Raw genomic sequence first — 12,370 nt, 5'->3', positions numbered from 1 at the left:
AACTTTTGTTTTAAGACTTTAGCCCAATGCGGCGCAGACGCTGTCGCCACAGGATACGGTATTGGCCTTGCCCTTCAGGTCAGCCGTGCGGGTTTCGGGACTGCCCAGAACCTTTTCGATGGCTGCGACAATGGCATCGGCGGCATCCTTGTGGCCCAGATGTTCCATCATCATGGCCCCGGCCCAAATCTGGCCGATCGGATTGGCGACGCCTTTGCCGGCAATGTCGGGAGCGGAGCCATGGACCGGCTCAAACAGGGACGGGAAATCACGCTCTGGATTGATGTTGCCGGAGGGCGCTATGCCGATCGTGCCGGTGCAAGCGGGCCCCAGATCCGACAGGATGTCACCGAACAGATTGGAGGCGACGACCACGTCGAACCAGTCGGGATGGAGCACAAATTGCGCCGTCAAAATATCGATATGATATTTGTCTGTGCGGATCTCCGGATAGTTTTTCGACATTTCCACGACGCGCTCATCCCAATAGGGCATGGTAACGGAAATGCCGTTCGACTTGGTTGCCGATGTCAGGTGCTTTTTCTCGCGGCGCGAGGCAAGCTCGAAGGCGAAGCGCAGGATGCGGTCAACGCCGCGGCGGCTCATCACGGTTTCCTGCAGCACGATTTCGTTCTCCGTGCCTTCATACATGCGTCCGCCGATAGACGAATATTCCCCTTCGGTGTTTTCACGCACGATCCAGAAATCGATGTCGCCCGGATTGCGGCCAGCGAGCGGAGACGGAACACCCGGCATCAGACGCACCGGACGCAGGTTTACATATTGATCGAACTCGCGGCGGAATTTCAGGAGCGAGCCCCAGAGCGAGACGTGATCCGGAACGGTGTCCGGCCACCCGACAGCACCGAAATAGATGGCGTCGGAACCTGAAAGACGATCCTTCCAGTCATCCGGCATCATCTGGCCGTGCTTGGCGTAATAATCGCAGGACGCAAAGTCGTGGGTTTCGAATTCCATGCCGATATCAAAGATATCGCAGACTTTGCGCAGTACCTTCACGCCTTCAGGCATTACTTCTTTGCCAATGCCGTCGCCGGCGATGACCGCGATGTGATGTGGATTTCTCTTGCTCACGCCGTTTCCTGCTCCTTCGATTGACCGAGATTTGCCAGCTTTGCAGCAAGTGCAATGGCACTTTCGAATGCACCTGTATCTGCGATGCCGCGACCGACAATATCATGAGCTGTGCCATGAGCCGGTGTGGTGAAAACCACGTCAAGACCTGCCGTGATCGTAACGCCTTTGTTGAAACCTTTCAGTTTGGTCGCGATCTGGCCTTGGTCGTGATACATGGCGAGAACACTATCATACTGGCCGGAAAATGCTTTCAAGTAGACGGTATCGGACGGGAAAGGGCCTTCGCAATTGATGCCTTCCGCGGCCATTTTCTGAACTGCCGGAGCGATGATGTCGATTTCCTCGGTTCCAAACAGGCCCCCTTCACCACCATGCGGATTAAGAGCTGCGACTGCGATACGCGGATTCTCGATGCCCGCTTTGCGCATGGTTGCATCGGTCAGGCGCAAAGATTTGCAGATGTTTTCTTCCGTGATCATGTCCAGCGCATTGCGTAGTGAGGTATGCGAGGTCACGCGGCTCATCCACTGGCCGTCCAGAACGTTCATTTCACGGAACATGCCATTATGTCCGAGGAGGTTTGCGAAAAGCTGGTGTTCGTCAGGGAAGCGCCAGCCACCGTCAAACATGGCTTTCTTATGGAGGGGCGCGAAAGCCACACCCTGAACCCAATTTTCCTTGGCAATATCAACCGCCGCCGACAAGGTTTCGCCGACACGTTTGCCGACCGTCGGGTCAGGTTTTCCAATCTCGAATTCGTTCGGATCAAGATTGTCCAAATCAATTATAGGAATGGATTGGGCGGTGAAATCAGCCTGTGACGGGTGGGTAATGGTGGTGATCGGTACGGTGACGCCAGCTTGCTGCATACCCATTTCCAGAACCCGACGATCCCCGACGAGAATGAAATGAGCATGTTCGCGCATACGGCCATTAGCCAAAATGCGCGCGGTCTGTTCTGGACCAATACCTGTCGGGTCACCCGGCACCAAAGCGAGCACCGGTTTTTTAGTGTTTTCAATTGATGTGGTCATGTTTTCGCTTCCGCAGTGACAACGAACCGGGCGACTTTATGAGAAAAGCGCACTTCTTCCAGTGTGGTGGATTTGAAACCGAATTTCGGATTCGCCACACTATTCTGGATAGGCAGATAATAGTTAAACTTGAAAACTGTCAACAATTTGATATGCTTTTTTTTGTAAATTGTTGACAGGAAAAATAATGAAACAAATTTCAGCACAAGTGGCGGGCGATATGGTGCATGACGGAGCACCGGTTGCACTTTTGGACGTGCGTGAGGCAGGGCAGTTCGGTGAGGGACATGCATTGTTTGCTGTGCCTGCACCTTATTCTCAACTTGAACTTATCATTGGTGATCTTGTTCCACGTCTGGCTGAGCGTATCGTTTTGATGGATGACGATGATGGGGTCGCAGAGCGCGCGGCAAAGCGGCTATCTGATTTGGGTTATACAAATATTCACCGCGTTGAAGGTGGAGTTGGCGCATGGGGTCGTGCGGGATTATGCCTATACAAAGGCGTCAATGTCCCGATGAAGACTTTGGGTGAGTTGGCAGAGCATGTCTGGCATCCACAATTCCTGTCGCCTGAAGGCTTGAAACAATGGAAAGAAGAGGAAAGGGAATTTGGCTTCTTCGATTCCCGTCCTCCGGCTGAATATGCCAAGATGCGAGTGCCGGGTGCTGTTTGCTTGCCCAATGGCGAACTCGCCCACCGGATTACAGCAGTCGATCCGGCTGAACAATTACCGATAGTGATCACTTGCGCAGGACGAACACGTGGTATTATCGGCGCTATCGGCCTGAAGCTCAGTGGTTATGCGGGGCCAATTCTCGCATTGGAAAATGGCACCCAGGGCTGGGCGCTCTCCGGCGAGATGCTGGAGCGTGACAATGCGGTATCTCCCTTCCCTGAATTGACTGCTCATGATCTGCACCAGTCGCGTGAACGGGCGGATAAACTCATGGCGCGCTTTGCTATTCCCGAAATCGATGGCGAGATGGCGGCTGCTATGCTGCGCGACAGCGGGACAAGCACTTATTTTTTTGACACGCGTTCGGCATCTGAGGTGGAAAATGATCCTGTGCCGGGCGCGGCTCATGTGCCTGGTGTCCAACTGGTTCAGTCTGTTGATCAGTGGGTCGGGACGCGGCATGCGCGCCTGATTTTGTGCTGTGATACCGGGTTACGTTCCACTATTACCGCCTTCTGGCTCCGGCAAGTTGGTTTCGATGTACATGTGTTGCGCGTGAATGAAGCATCCAAATCGATACTTGAAGGCATAGCTTTACGCATAAGGCCACCTCTGACCCATCTAGCTGAAATTTCTGCTGACGAGGCTTTAAGACAACAAAAAGCAGGTGCCCTGTTGCTCGATATCCGTGGATCCATGGAGTATCGTAAAGGACATGTGAAAGGGGCTCACTGGGCAATCCGGCCCCGTCTTGCCAGCGCCCTTGCCGGGCATCAAAATAGTGCAATCATTCTTATTGGCGACAGATCAGCTGCCGCATTGGTTGCGCAAGATCTTCGCGATCTTGGCGTTGCTGATCTCTGTCGCGTCGAAGGTGGGCAGGCCGCCCTTGTCGCCGCAGGCGCAACGATGACGGCAAGTCAGGATTCTCCAGAAGATGCCGCATGCATTGATCACCTTTTCTTCGTTCACGACCGCCACGATGGCAATATGGAAGCCTCGCGACGCTACCTTGCTTGGGAAACCGGGCTGATAGAACAGCTTTCCGTACGGGAACGTGCTGAATTCAAGCTCGGTCGTGGTGACGACCTAATCCACAACAGCAAATCGCTGAAAAATTAATGTAGATTGTTGACAGTTGGCGATAGAGCTGCTTTTGATAATCGAGAGGCGGTGCAAAACGAATCCTGCGTCTAGCAGATCACAGGAGGTCAGGCACATGCCATTCGTCGCGTCAAAAGCTTTATTCACTTGGAGAATAAGATGAACATTGAAAACAGGGGCGCCCAAGGGGCAAGTGAAGCAGCTGGCTTGACGGAGGAAATTGCAGCTTTCGTCCATGACACGAAGTTTGACGATGTGTCGACGGTCGCTATTGAAAATGGCAAGAAGTCCATTCTTGACGGTCTTGGCTTGGCTCTTTCCGGTTCTGTCGCCAAATCAGGAGAATTGGTCCGCCAGCATATCGCCGATCTCGGCAATATTCCGGGCGGTGCGACGGTCATTGGATCCAATCTTAAGGTGCCTGCGCGTTTTGCGGCCTTCTCCAATGGTGTGGGTATTCATGCCGATGACTATGATGACACACAACTCGCAGTTGCCAAGGATCGAGTTTATGGTCTTTTGACCCACCCGACTGCACCGGCATTGCCGGCTGCGCTCGCCATGGGCGAAACAGCGAATGCATCCGGTGCCGATGTTATGCTCGCCTATCACCTCGGCGTTGAAGTCGAGTGCAAGATTGCCGAGGCGATCAATCCCCGTCATTATCAGGAAGGCTTTCACGCTACGGCGACTTGCGGCACCTTTGCGGCAGCTTCCGCTGCCGGACGCCTGCTCGGTCTCGATATTGCAACCATGAAACGGGCGCTCTCCATAGCGGGTAGCCAATCGGCTGGGTTGCGCGAAAATTTCGGCACCATGACCAAGCCATTCCATGCCGGTCGTTCTTCGGAAAGTGGCGTGGTTGCTGCACAGTTTGCAAGCTATGGCTGGACAGCTGCCGGCAATCTCCTTGAAGCTCCACGTGGCTTCTTCAAAGCTGCGGGCGGTGGGTATGACGAAGCAGCGATCAAGGGCAAGCTTGGCGCGCCGTGGACTTTTGAGTTCCCTGGCGTTTCCATCAAGCCGCATCCGTCGGGTTCCCTTACCCATCCGGGCATGACTGAAATGCTGCGCCTGATCCGTGAAAACAATATTCAGGCCAAGGATGTCGTCCGTGTTCGTGTAGGCACCAATTCCAACATGCCGAATGCCCTGATCCACCATGATCCGCGCAATGAACTTCAGGCTAAATTCTCAATGGAATTCTGCATGGCAATTCTTCTTCTGGAAGGCCGGGCGGGCTTGAGTGAATTTACCGATGAGACGGTTGAGCGTGCCGATGTCAAGGAAATGATCAAGAAGGTCGATTTCGTTGTCGATGATCGTGCGGAAGCTGCCGGTTATCATCTGATGACGACCTATATCGATATTCATCTGGCCGATGGTCGTACCATTAGCGGCATGGCCGATTTTGGTAAGGGGAGCCCGGCCAATCCAATGAGCTATGACGAAGTTGCACAGAAATTCCATGAATGCGCTGAGTTCGCCAAGTGGGATAAAGTGAAGGCAAATGAAGTTGTTTCAATGGTTTCCGAATTGGAAAAGCTACCGGAAATCAATGGTCTGATGTCCCTGCTGCGCCGCTGAGAGTTGCGTATTTATGTGAAGGAGTAATGAATGAGCGGACATCATACAACCCCGCCTGGAACCCCGGAAGTCACGAAGCGCCTTTCGGAGTGGATCGTAAATCTCAATGGCAATGACATCCCTGCTGAAGTGCGGCGTGAGGGCCTGCGCACCTTCGTTAACTGGGTTGGCTGCGCAATTGGTGGCGCACGCCATGAGACGGTAGATGCTGCCCTGCACGCGGTTATACCATTTAGCGGCGAGAAGACATCAACCGTTTTGGGGCGCCCTGAACGTCTTGATGCGCTTCATGCCGCTTTGCTCAACGGCATCACCTCACATGTGCTTGATTATGATGATACGCATTTAAAGACGATCATCCATCCTGCTGGCCCGGTGGTGTCCGCACTTCTTGCCTTGTCGGAAATCCGACCGATGAGCGGCGAGGATTTCCTGACTGCGCTGATTATAGGCGTGGAAGTGGAATGTCGTATTGGCAATAGTGTTTACCCGCATCATTATGATCGTGGTTGGCACATTACCGGCACGACGGGCGTGTTCGGGGCGGCGGCTGCCGTCGGAAAGGCTATTGGCCTTGATGTGCAGAAAATGCGTTGGGCCATCGGATTGGCGGCATCCCAATCGGCTGGCCTGCGTGAAATGTTCGGCACCATGACCAAGAGCTTTCATCCGGGGCGGGCGGCACAAAATGGCCTGACCGCCGCCTTACTGGCGGAAGCTGGTTTTGATAGTTCAGAACGTGCGCTGGAGGCACCGCGCGGCTTTGCCTGTGTGATGTCTGATAAGCAGGACTGGGATGAAATTCTCGAAGGTCTCGGCCAGCGCTGGGAAGCTGCACTGAATAGTTATAAGCCTTATGCGTGTGGCATCGTCATCCATCCGTCCATTGATGGCTGTCAGCAAATTCGTGCAGAGATTGGTGATCGCGTAAAAGATATTTCCAGGGTGCGCTTAACCACACATCCGCTTGTTTTGGAATTGACTGGCAAGCGAACGCCAAAGACGGGCCTGGAAGGCAAATTCAGTGTGTTCCATGCCGCAGCCGTAGCCCTTATATACGGGGATGGCGCACCAACCGCATTTACTGACGAGATCGTGAATGCGCCAGAGGTAATCGATCTGCGTGACCGTATCGACGCAACCTCAAATCCTGAATGTCATGAAGCATCGGTAACCATCGACGTTACATTTAAGGATGGCTCGGTCTTGCAAAAGCACGTGCACCGCGCCATTGGAAGCCACGACGTTCCCCTCACCGACGAGCAGATCAATCACAAGTTTCGCATTCAGTCGGCACTGGTTGTTGGCGAAGCGCTTACGAATGAGGTTCTGGCTCTGTGCTGGGACACCCCGAAACTGGAAGACGTAGCCGAGATCGCGCGGCGCTCCTACAGTGCAGGACGGAGCTGATATGGTGCGTGCCCTTAAAGTCGGCATTCTTAATGGTGACGATATTGGTCTGGAAATCGTTCCAGCATCTGTGCGTATCGCCTGTGCCGCGGCTGAGATCACGAAGCAGGCGATTGAATGGACTGAACTCCCACTCGGTCGGCTGGCGCTTGATAGCCACGGGACGACAATGCCGAAAGGAACCCTTGAGGCCCTCTCAACACTCGATGGCTGGATTCTTGGGCCGATCGGCCATCGCGAATATCCGAAAGTGCCAGAGGCGATCAACCCTCACCCGATCCTTCGCAAGCATTTTGACTTGTTTGCAAATGTTCGCCCGACACGCTCCTACCCGGATATCGGCTGTTTACATGACAATGTGGATTTGATCATCGTTCGCGAGAACAATGAAGGGTTCCAGCCGGATCGTAACGTCTATATGGGTTCAGGCGAATTTCGCCCCAACCCAGACATGACGATTTCGGTACGGGTCATCTCGATGGAAGGCTCCCGTAAGGTTGCACGCGCTGCCTTTGAGCTTGCGCGTGTGCGCCGCAAGCGTTTGACACTGGCGCATAAGAATACGGTCTTCAAGCTCGGCTGTGGCATGTTCGTTGATGCGTGTTATGAGATTGCACAGGACTACCCCGATGTCATTGTTGATGAGATGATGGTCGATGCAATGGGTATGCGTTTGGTGCGCAATCCCCAAGATGTGGACGTGGTCGTCACGACCAATATGTTCGGCGATATTTTGAGCGACGTCGCTGCGGGCATTGTCGGAGGGCTTGGCATGGCACCTGGCTTGTGCATCGGTCGGGGGTCAATTGCCATGGCCCAGGCAACTCATGGGTCAGCACCAGACATTGCGGGAAAAGGCATCGCAAATCCCTATGCGATGATCGAATCCACACGCATGTTGTTTGATTGGCTGGGCCATAAGCACGAAGCCGCAGCAGCGGTTGAAATGTCTAGCCTGATGCGCCTTGGTCTTGATACAGCCTTAGCTAACCCTGCAACACGCACTCCTGATATCCGTGGTAGCGGCACGCCTGCGGATATGGAACATGCGATTATTGAAGCAATGGGGCAGGCAGCCTGACCGGCTTCACAAGGGATTGTTGTCAGGGGCGGTGACGTTGAGAGGACGTTGCCGCCTTTGTTCGTCTGATAAGCGGTCGCAACCGAATAGTGGGTGGTTCCTGCTTGCTGAAGATAAGCTCTAACTCATGCTTGGGTTCGATTGGCGGACTGCGTTGCCGGTGTATTTCGATGTAGCAGCATGGATTGGCGACTTTGACAATCCAGCAATTTGTGGTGTTCAGGTAATGGCGGCACTTACGTTTCTATGCTGGGAGTGATCTTTTGCGTGCAGATAGCGACTCAAAACCCACATCGCTTGACCTTTTTCTGGCATTTTCTCGCATCAGCTTAACGAGTTTTGGCGGGGGACTCAGTGGCCTTTTCCTGTATGAGTTTGTTGAAAAGCGTCGATTGATGTCGCAGGGAGAGTTTTTTGACGGTCTCGCTCTCGCGCAGGCATTGCCCGGTGTCAATGTCAAGAACCTTGCTATCTGGATTGGCTATAGAGCGCTCGGAACCAAGGGGGCAATGATCGGTTTCGTCGGGACGATTCTTCCACCTGCGATATTTATCATATTGCTCGCAAGCTTGTTTGATGAGTTGATGGTATATCCCTTAACACAGCAAATGTTGACCGGTGCGGGGGCCGCTGCCATCGGCATATCGCTTTCGATGGGAATTGTAGCCGCCAATAATGTGCCCCGCAGACCCATACCTGTCGCATTAATGCTGCTGACATTTATTGCAATAGGGTTGCTCCATTTTTCGTTACTTTGGACGGTACTTGCGGTTGGAGCGGCCGGTTTTGCCCATGCTTACGAGAGTGAATCAAGAAATAGATTATCTTCAGATCCCATTATTCAGCTTATTGTTGTTTTTGTTCCCTTGTCCATAGTGACTATCGGTGGTGGGCAAACCGCACTTGCTGATATTCAGCGGCAAGTCGTTAATGTCCATCATTGGTTTACGCCAGAAGCTTTTGTAGAAGTCTTTACGATCTCCCGTATGACGCCTGGTCCCGGCTCCTTGATCGCCACTCTTATAGGTTGGAAGGTTGCGGGGATGATGGGTGCGATTGTCGCTACTCTGTCCCTTTTTGGGCCAACCTCTTTCCTGATTTACACTGTCGCCCATATTTGCGCCCGCCATCAAAACTCACGCTGGCAGAAAGCACTCTCGATAGGGCTTCGACCTGTTGCGGCGGGAATGATCCTGGCAGCGACTTATCTTTTGATACAGACAATGGCGGGGGGGATTGCGGCATTGGTGCTTTGCTTCTTATCAGCGGGTATCTTGACAACCTTGCGGCTCAATCCAATTTGGATGTTGTTGGTGGGCGCTTTGAGCTTTACGGCACTCCATAATATCTGAGCCGGTCTGCTTGAAGAGTGAACCGCAGCCTGAGCCGCCAGGGTGACAAACAGAGTACCGAACAGCGACCGATCCGCGAAACGTCCACCCGCCCAGTTGCCGACCGCCAACCCAAGGCCGAAGAGAACCATCAACCACGCAACACCGGCATCGGAGAACCCCGCTTCCTCGATCATCATCCGGGCGATGTAGGTGATGGAGGTGAAAAAGGCGGCAGGGCCGAAGATGGTGATGCCCATGGCGAGCAGAACCTGTCGGTCGATGAAGGCGCACAGTTCGGCCTTCAGGGCGATGGCCTTGCCGCCTCTATGCGAGGGACCAGCAGCGCAACGCTAAGAACGGTGAATTGAACAAAACTGTCCGGGGATAGGAAACTTAATTCCAACGCCGGATAACCCCAGCAAAAGCAATGAGGGGATGAGGCGTTATTAGACAGGGCGAGCGGCGCGATGGCAGGCCCTGTCCCAGGGAAGCCGGCCTTGCCCCAACTCGGCGATTCCGGCCCCGCGGTTGGAGGTGATCGTCCACATCTGCAAGACAACGCGACGCAGAGAGAAGTCGGCAGTAAACCCGCCGATTGCCCTCTATAGTGCGATATTGCCGTCGATCACCGAATCCCGTCGGGTGAGAGAGCAAGCCGCCGTTTTTACGCTACAGCGCGATATTCTTGCAGCAACATCATCTCGGCATCGATTTCCCTGGTCTCGTTGCTGGAAACTGCCATTCGTCATGTTTATACGGCACCTGCGTATCCAGCGCAGTTCTGATTGCTCTACTTCACGTTGTAGCGCAGCCAGACGCTGCCATCCGGCAGCTTCTTCGTGTCGATCAGTTCGAAACCGACTGGGTCATTGTCGTTGTATTTCGGATTGCCGTCGAAGAGGGAAGCGGAGTCGGTCGAGCCGTCCGCTACGGGCGTCATGACGATGCTGACCTCGTCCACGAGCCCCTGTTTCAGAAGTGACCAGTTCACGCCACCACCGCCGTTCAGCAGCAACTCGTTCTTGCCGTAGATTTGCTGGATTTTTGAAACTGCCGCCGCGAAGTCCAGTTCCTCTTTACCGGCGATGATGTAGGAGACATTCATCCGGCGCAGGAAGTCCTTATACGCGTTGCTAACGTTGTCCGGGATGATTTCCACTACATGCGCGCGCGTATCGAAATAGGTGATGAAGTTGCGGCTCCACGCCAGTTTTCCGGCGCGATCGATGGCGAAATAATGGATTCTCTCGTCGTGCTCCGCGAGGAAATCGCCCGGCGGCACATCCTTCGCATCCGGATCGAGATCCGGCTCCTTGTAATGCGTAAAATTCACCTCGCTTGTCGTGCTGCCGCTCAGCCAGCCGCAATGGTCGCGGTAGAACGGGTCCGGTCCGAGGAACAGATTATAGTATTCGACCTGAGACGCCTCGCTTTCCTCGGTCCGCAGGTGCGGTCCGTTGATCTTGCCGTTGAGCGACGTGTGCATGTGAATGATGATCTTTGGCCTTGCCATCCTGTTGCTCCCGTATCTGGTGGATTTTGGATCATCGACCCATTACATCGGCGATCGGCGTGTCGCCATCGTAGAAGTTCACGGTCTGCCGGACGCTGGCATCCGCCTTGATGACATGGGCGATCACTTCGGCGACGTTTTCGCGGGAAGTGACGCGCCTGTCGTCTGTCCAGTCGCTGCCGGCGTCTTCGGTCCGCGTGAGTTTCCCGGTCGCAGGCTCGGTGGTGAGCAATGCAGGGCCAAGGATGGTGTAATCGAGCGTGCTTTCGCGCAGTTTCGCATCCGCGTCGTGCTTGGCCCTGGCATAGGGATAGAACGCATCGCCTGAGTCGAGCCGGTGTATATCTTCACTGGCAGTTGCATAGGAGACCATGATGAAGCGCCTGACCCCCGCCTGATCCGCCGCCGCCATGGCGCGGGTCGCAGCCTCATAATCGACGGCATGTGTACGGGCCGGATTGCCACCACCGGCACCAGCCGAAAAGACGATGGCATTGGCGCCGGTAAATACCGATGCAAGCTGCTCGATATTGGCCGATTCAATGTCGAGCACGACCGGATTGCCGCCGACCGCTCGCACAGCATCGCTCTGGCCGACATTGCGGATTACCGAGTCGACCGTGTAGCCCGCCGATTTGAGCTTTCCGGCCGCGAGCAATGCAATCTTGCCGTGTCCGCCGACGATAACCACGCGATTGGTGTCAGTCATGATCCTGCTCCTGTGTTGTGGTGACTGCGCTATAGCGCCGCCAGATAGCTGCCGGGCTCAGAGCTCCTGCGCCGTCGGCCGGAATAGGATTTCGTTGATACCGACGTCCTCCGGTTCGTTGATGGCGAAGGCGACCAGCCGGGCAAATGTTTCGGCGGGCACGCCGACCTGACCCACGTAATCCTGGTTCGCCTTCTGCACATCTGCCTCGCTGATGTGATCGAGTAGCTCGGTCTTGACCGCGCCCGGCGAGATGATGGTGACGCGGATATTGTGAGACGCCATTTCCTGCCGCAGCCCATCCGAAATGATCCTTACCCCGGTCTTTGTTGCAGAATAGACGGTGGAGCCGCCGAAAATCTTATGTCCCGCGACCGAGGAAAGATTGATGATGTGGCCTGATTTTTGCGCCTGCATGTATGGGAGCGCTGCGGCGATGCCGTAAAGTACGCCCTTGAGATTGACGTCGATCATCCGGTCCCATTCATCGACCTTGAGCCGGTCGAGCGGCGACAGCGGCATGAGCCCTGCATTGTTGATGAGAACGTCGATCCGGCCATATGTCTTGACCGCCGCCTCCACGAGCGCCTTGAGGTCGTCGCGTCTGGTCACGTCCGTAGTGAGCGCGATTGCCTTGCCGCCCGCCGCGGTGATTTCTGCCGCCAGCGCCTCGATCCGGCCGGAGCGGCGCGCGCCGAGAACCACGCTGGCTCCTTCGGCGGCGAGATGACGCGCGGCGGCGGCACCCATGCCGCTGGAAGCGCCGGTGATAACAATGACCTTGTCTTTGATCATGGTGATGTCCTTTCGGTTGGCGACGT

General features: G+C 54.8%; 11 protein-coding genes. 6 read left to right on the top strand and 5 right to left on the bottom strand.

Translation table 11 applies throughout. The features are described 5' to 3' along the window. Positions 1-18: 18 nt before the first annotated feature. Together DKP76_RS17095 and DKP76_RS17090 are read right to left on the bottom strand one after the other, a co-directional pair. Entirely contained in the window at positions 19-1,095 is a 1,077-nt protein-coding gene (locus DKP76_RS17095; protein ID WP_109707888.1) for a tartrate dehydrogenase, read from the bottom strand. Beyond that, the gene (locus tag DKP76_RS17090; protein ID WP_109707887.1) at positions 1,092-2,132 is read right to left on the bottom strand and encodes a PdxA family dehydrogenase; all 1,041 of its coding nucleotides are present in this window, start codon (positions 2,130-2,132) and stop codon (positions 1,092-1,094) included. The genes DKP76_RS17095 and DKP76_RS17090 overlap by 4 nt, the downstream gene beginning before the upstream one ends. A gap of 187 nt (positions 2,133-2,319) precedes the next feature. Between DKP76_RS17090 and DKP76_RS17085 the strand changes: the two genes are divergently transcribed. The 6 genes from DKP76_RS17085 to DKP76_RS19265 all read left to right on the top strand — a co-directional run bounded on the left by DKP76_RS17085 (position 2,320) and on the right by DKP76_RS19265 (position 9,695). Continuing rightward, positions 2,320-3,933, top strand: coding sequence for a rhodanese-like domain-containing protein (locus tag DKP76_RS17085; protein WP_109707886.1), 1,614 nt, complete (start codon positions 2,320-2,322; stop codon positions 3,931-3,933). Between the two features lie 141 nt (positions 3,934-4,074). Then, positions 4,075-5,502 (top strand): MmgE/PrpD family protein, encoded by a 1,428-nt coding sequence (locus DKP76_RS17080; protein ID WP_109707885.1) that lies wholly within the window; start codon positions 4,075-4,077, stop codon positions 5,500-5,502. Positions 5,503-5,532: 30 nt separating this feature from the next. Then, on the top strand, positions 5,533-6,912 hold the full coding sequence (locus DKP76_RS17075) for an MmgE/PrpD family protein (RefSeq protein WP_109707884.1): 1,380 nt from the start codon (positions 5,533-5,535) through the stop codon (positions 6,910-6,912). A 1-nt stretch (position 6,913) separates the two neighbouring features. After that, positions 6,914-7,993: an isocitrate/isopropylmalate dehydrogenase family protein gene (locus tag DKP76_RS17070; RefSeq protein WP_109707883.1), complete on the top strand. Its 1,080-nt coding sequence runs from the start codon at positions 6,914-6,916 to the stop codon at positions 7,991-7,993. Positions 7,994-8,256: 263 nt separating this feature from the next. After that, positions 8,257-9,345 carry a chromate transporter gene (locus DKP76_RS19495; RefSeq protein WP_199224844.1) on the top strand — a complete coding sequence of 363 codons (1,089 nt, stop codon included), beginning with the start codon at positions 8,257-8,259 and terminating at the stop codon, positions 9,343-9,345. Between the two features lie 17 nt (positions 9,346-9,362). After that, positions 9,363-9,695 carry a hypothetical protein gene (locus DKP76_RS19265; protein WP_158279458.1) on the top strand — a complete coding sequence of 111 codons (333 nt, stop codon included), beginning with the start codon at positions 9,363-9,365 and terminating at the stop codon, positions 9,693-9,695. Between the two features lie 422 nt (positions 9,696-10,117). Here the strand turns inward: DKP76_RS19265 and DKP76_RS17055 are convergent, their stop codons facing one another. Genes DKP76_RS17055 through DKP76_RS17045 form a run of 3 tightly spaced genes read right to left on the bottom strand, consistent with a single transcriptional unit; the run spans position 10,118 to position 12,344 of the window. After that, positions 10,118-10,840, bottom strand: a complete 723-nt coding sequence (locus tag DKP76_RS17055; protein ID WP_109707882.1) for a dihydrofolate reductase family protein — start codon at positions 10,838-10,840, stop codon at positions 10,118-10,120. A 31-nt stretch (positions 10,841-10,871) separates the two neighbouring features. Further along, complete coding sequence (locus tag DKP76_RS17050; RefSeq protein WP_109707881.1) at positions 10,872-11,549, bottom strand: NAD(P)H-binding protein; 678 nt, start codon at positions 11,547-11,549, stop codon at positions 10,872-10,874. A 57-nt stretch (positions 11,550-11,606) separates the two neighbouring features. After that, positions 11,607-12,344, bottom strand: a complete 738-nt coding sequence (locus tag DKP76_RS17045; protein WP_109707915.1) for an SDR family oxidoreductase — start codon at positions 12,342-12,344, stop codon at positions 11,607-11,609. Positions 12,345-12,370 lie beyond the last annotated feature (26 nt).

Origin of the sequence: Falsochrobactrum shanghaiense (assembly GCF_003149535.1) — a bacterium.
Classification (GTDB): domain Bacteria; phylum Pseudomonadota; class Alphaproteobacteria; order Rhizobiales; family Rhizobiaceae; genus Brucella; species Brucella shanghaiense.
Note: the sequence above shows the minus strand (reverse complement) of the source record. Positions and strands in the feature narration are given on the sequence as shown.

What these genes read in the sequence shown, in the direction of transcription:
- DKP76_RS17090 (WP_109707887.1), bottom strand. Translation starts at nt 2,132, where the DNA reads ATGACCACATCAATTGAAAACACTAAAAAACCGGTGCTCGCTTTGGTG.
- DKP76_RS17085 (WP_109707886.1), top strand. Translation starts at nt 2,320, where the DNA reads ATGAAACAAATTTCAGCACAAGTGGCGGGCGATATGGTGCATGACGGA.
- DKP76_RS17080 (WP_109707885.1), top strand. Translation starts at nt 4,075, where the DNA reads ATGAACATTGAAAACAGGGGCGCCCAAGGGGCAAGTGAAGCAGCTGGC.
- DKP76_RS17075 (WP_109707884.1), top strand. Translation starts at nt 5,533, where the DNA reads ATGAGCGGACATCATACAACCCCGCCTGGAACCCCGGAAGTCACGAAG.
- DKP76_RS17070 (WP_109707883.1), top strand. Translation starts at nt 6,914, where the DNA reads ATGGTGCGTGCCCTTAAAGTCGGCATTCTTAATGGTGACGATATTGGT.
- DKP76_RS17055 (WP_109707882.1), bottom strand. Translation starts at nt 10,840, where the DNA reads ATGGCAAGGCCAAAGATCATCATTCACATGCACACGTCGCTCAACGGC.
- DKP76_RS17050 (WP_109707881.1), bottom strand. Translation starts at nt 11,549, where the DNA reads ATGACTGACACCAATCGCGTGGTTATCGTCGGCGGACACGGCAAGATT.
- DKP76_RS17045 (WP_109707915.1), bottom strand. Translation starts at nt 12,344, where the DNA reads ATGATCAAAGACAAGGTCATTGTTATCACCGGCGCTTCCAGCGGCATG.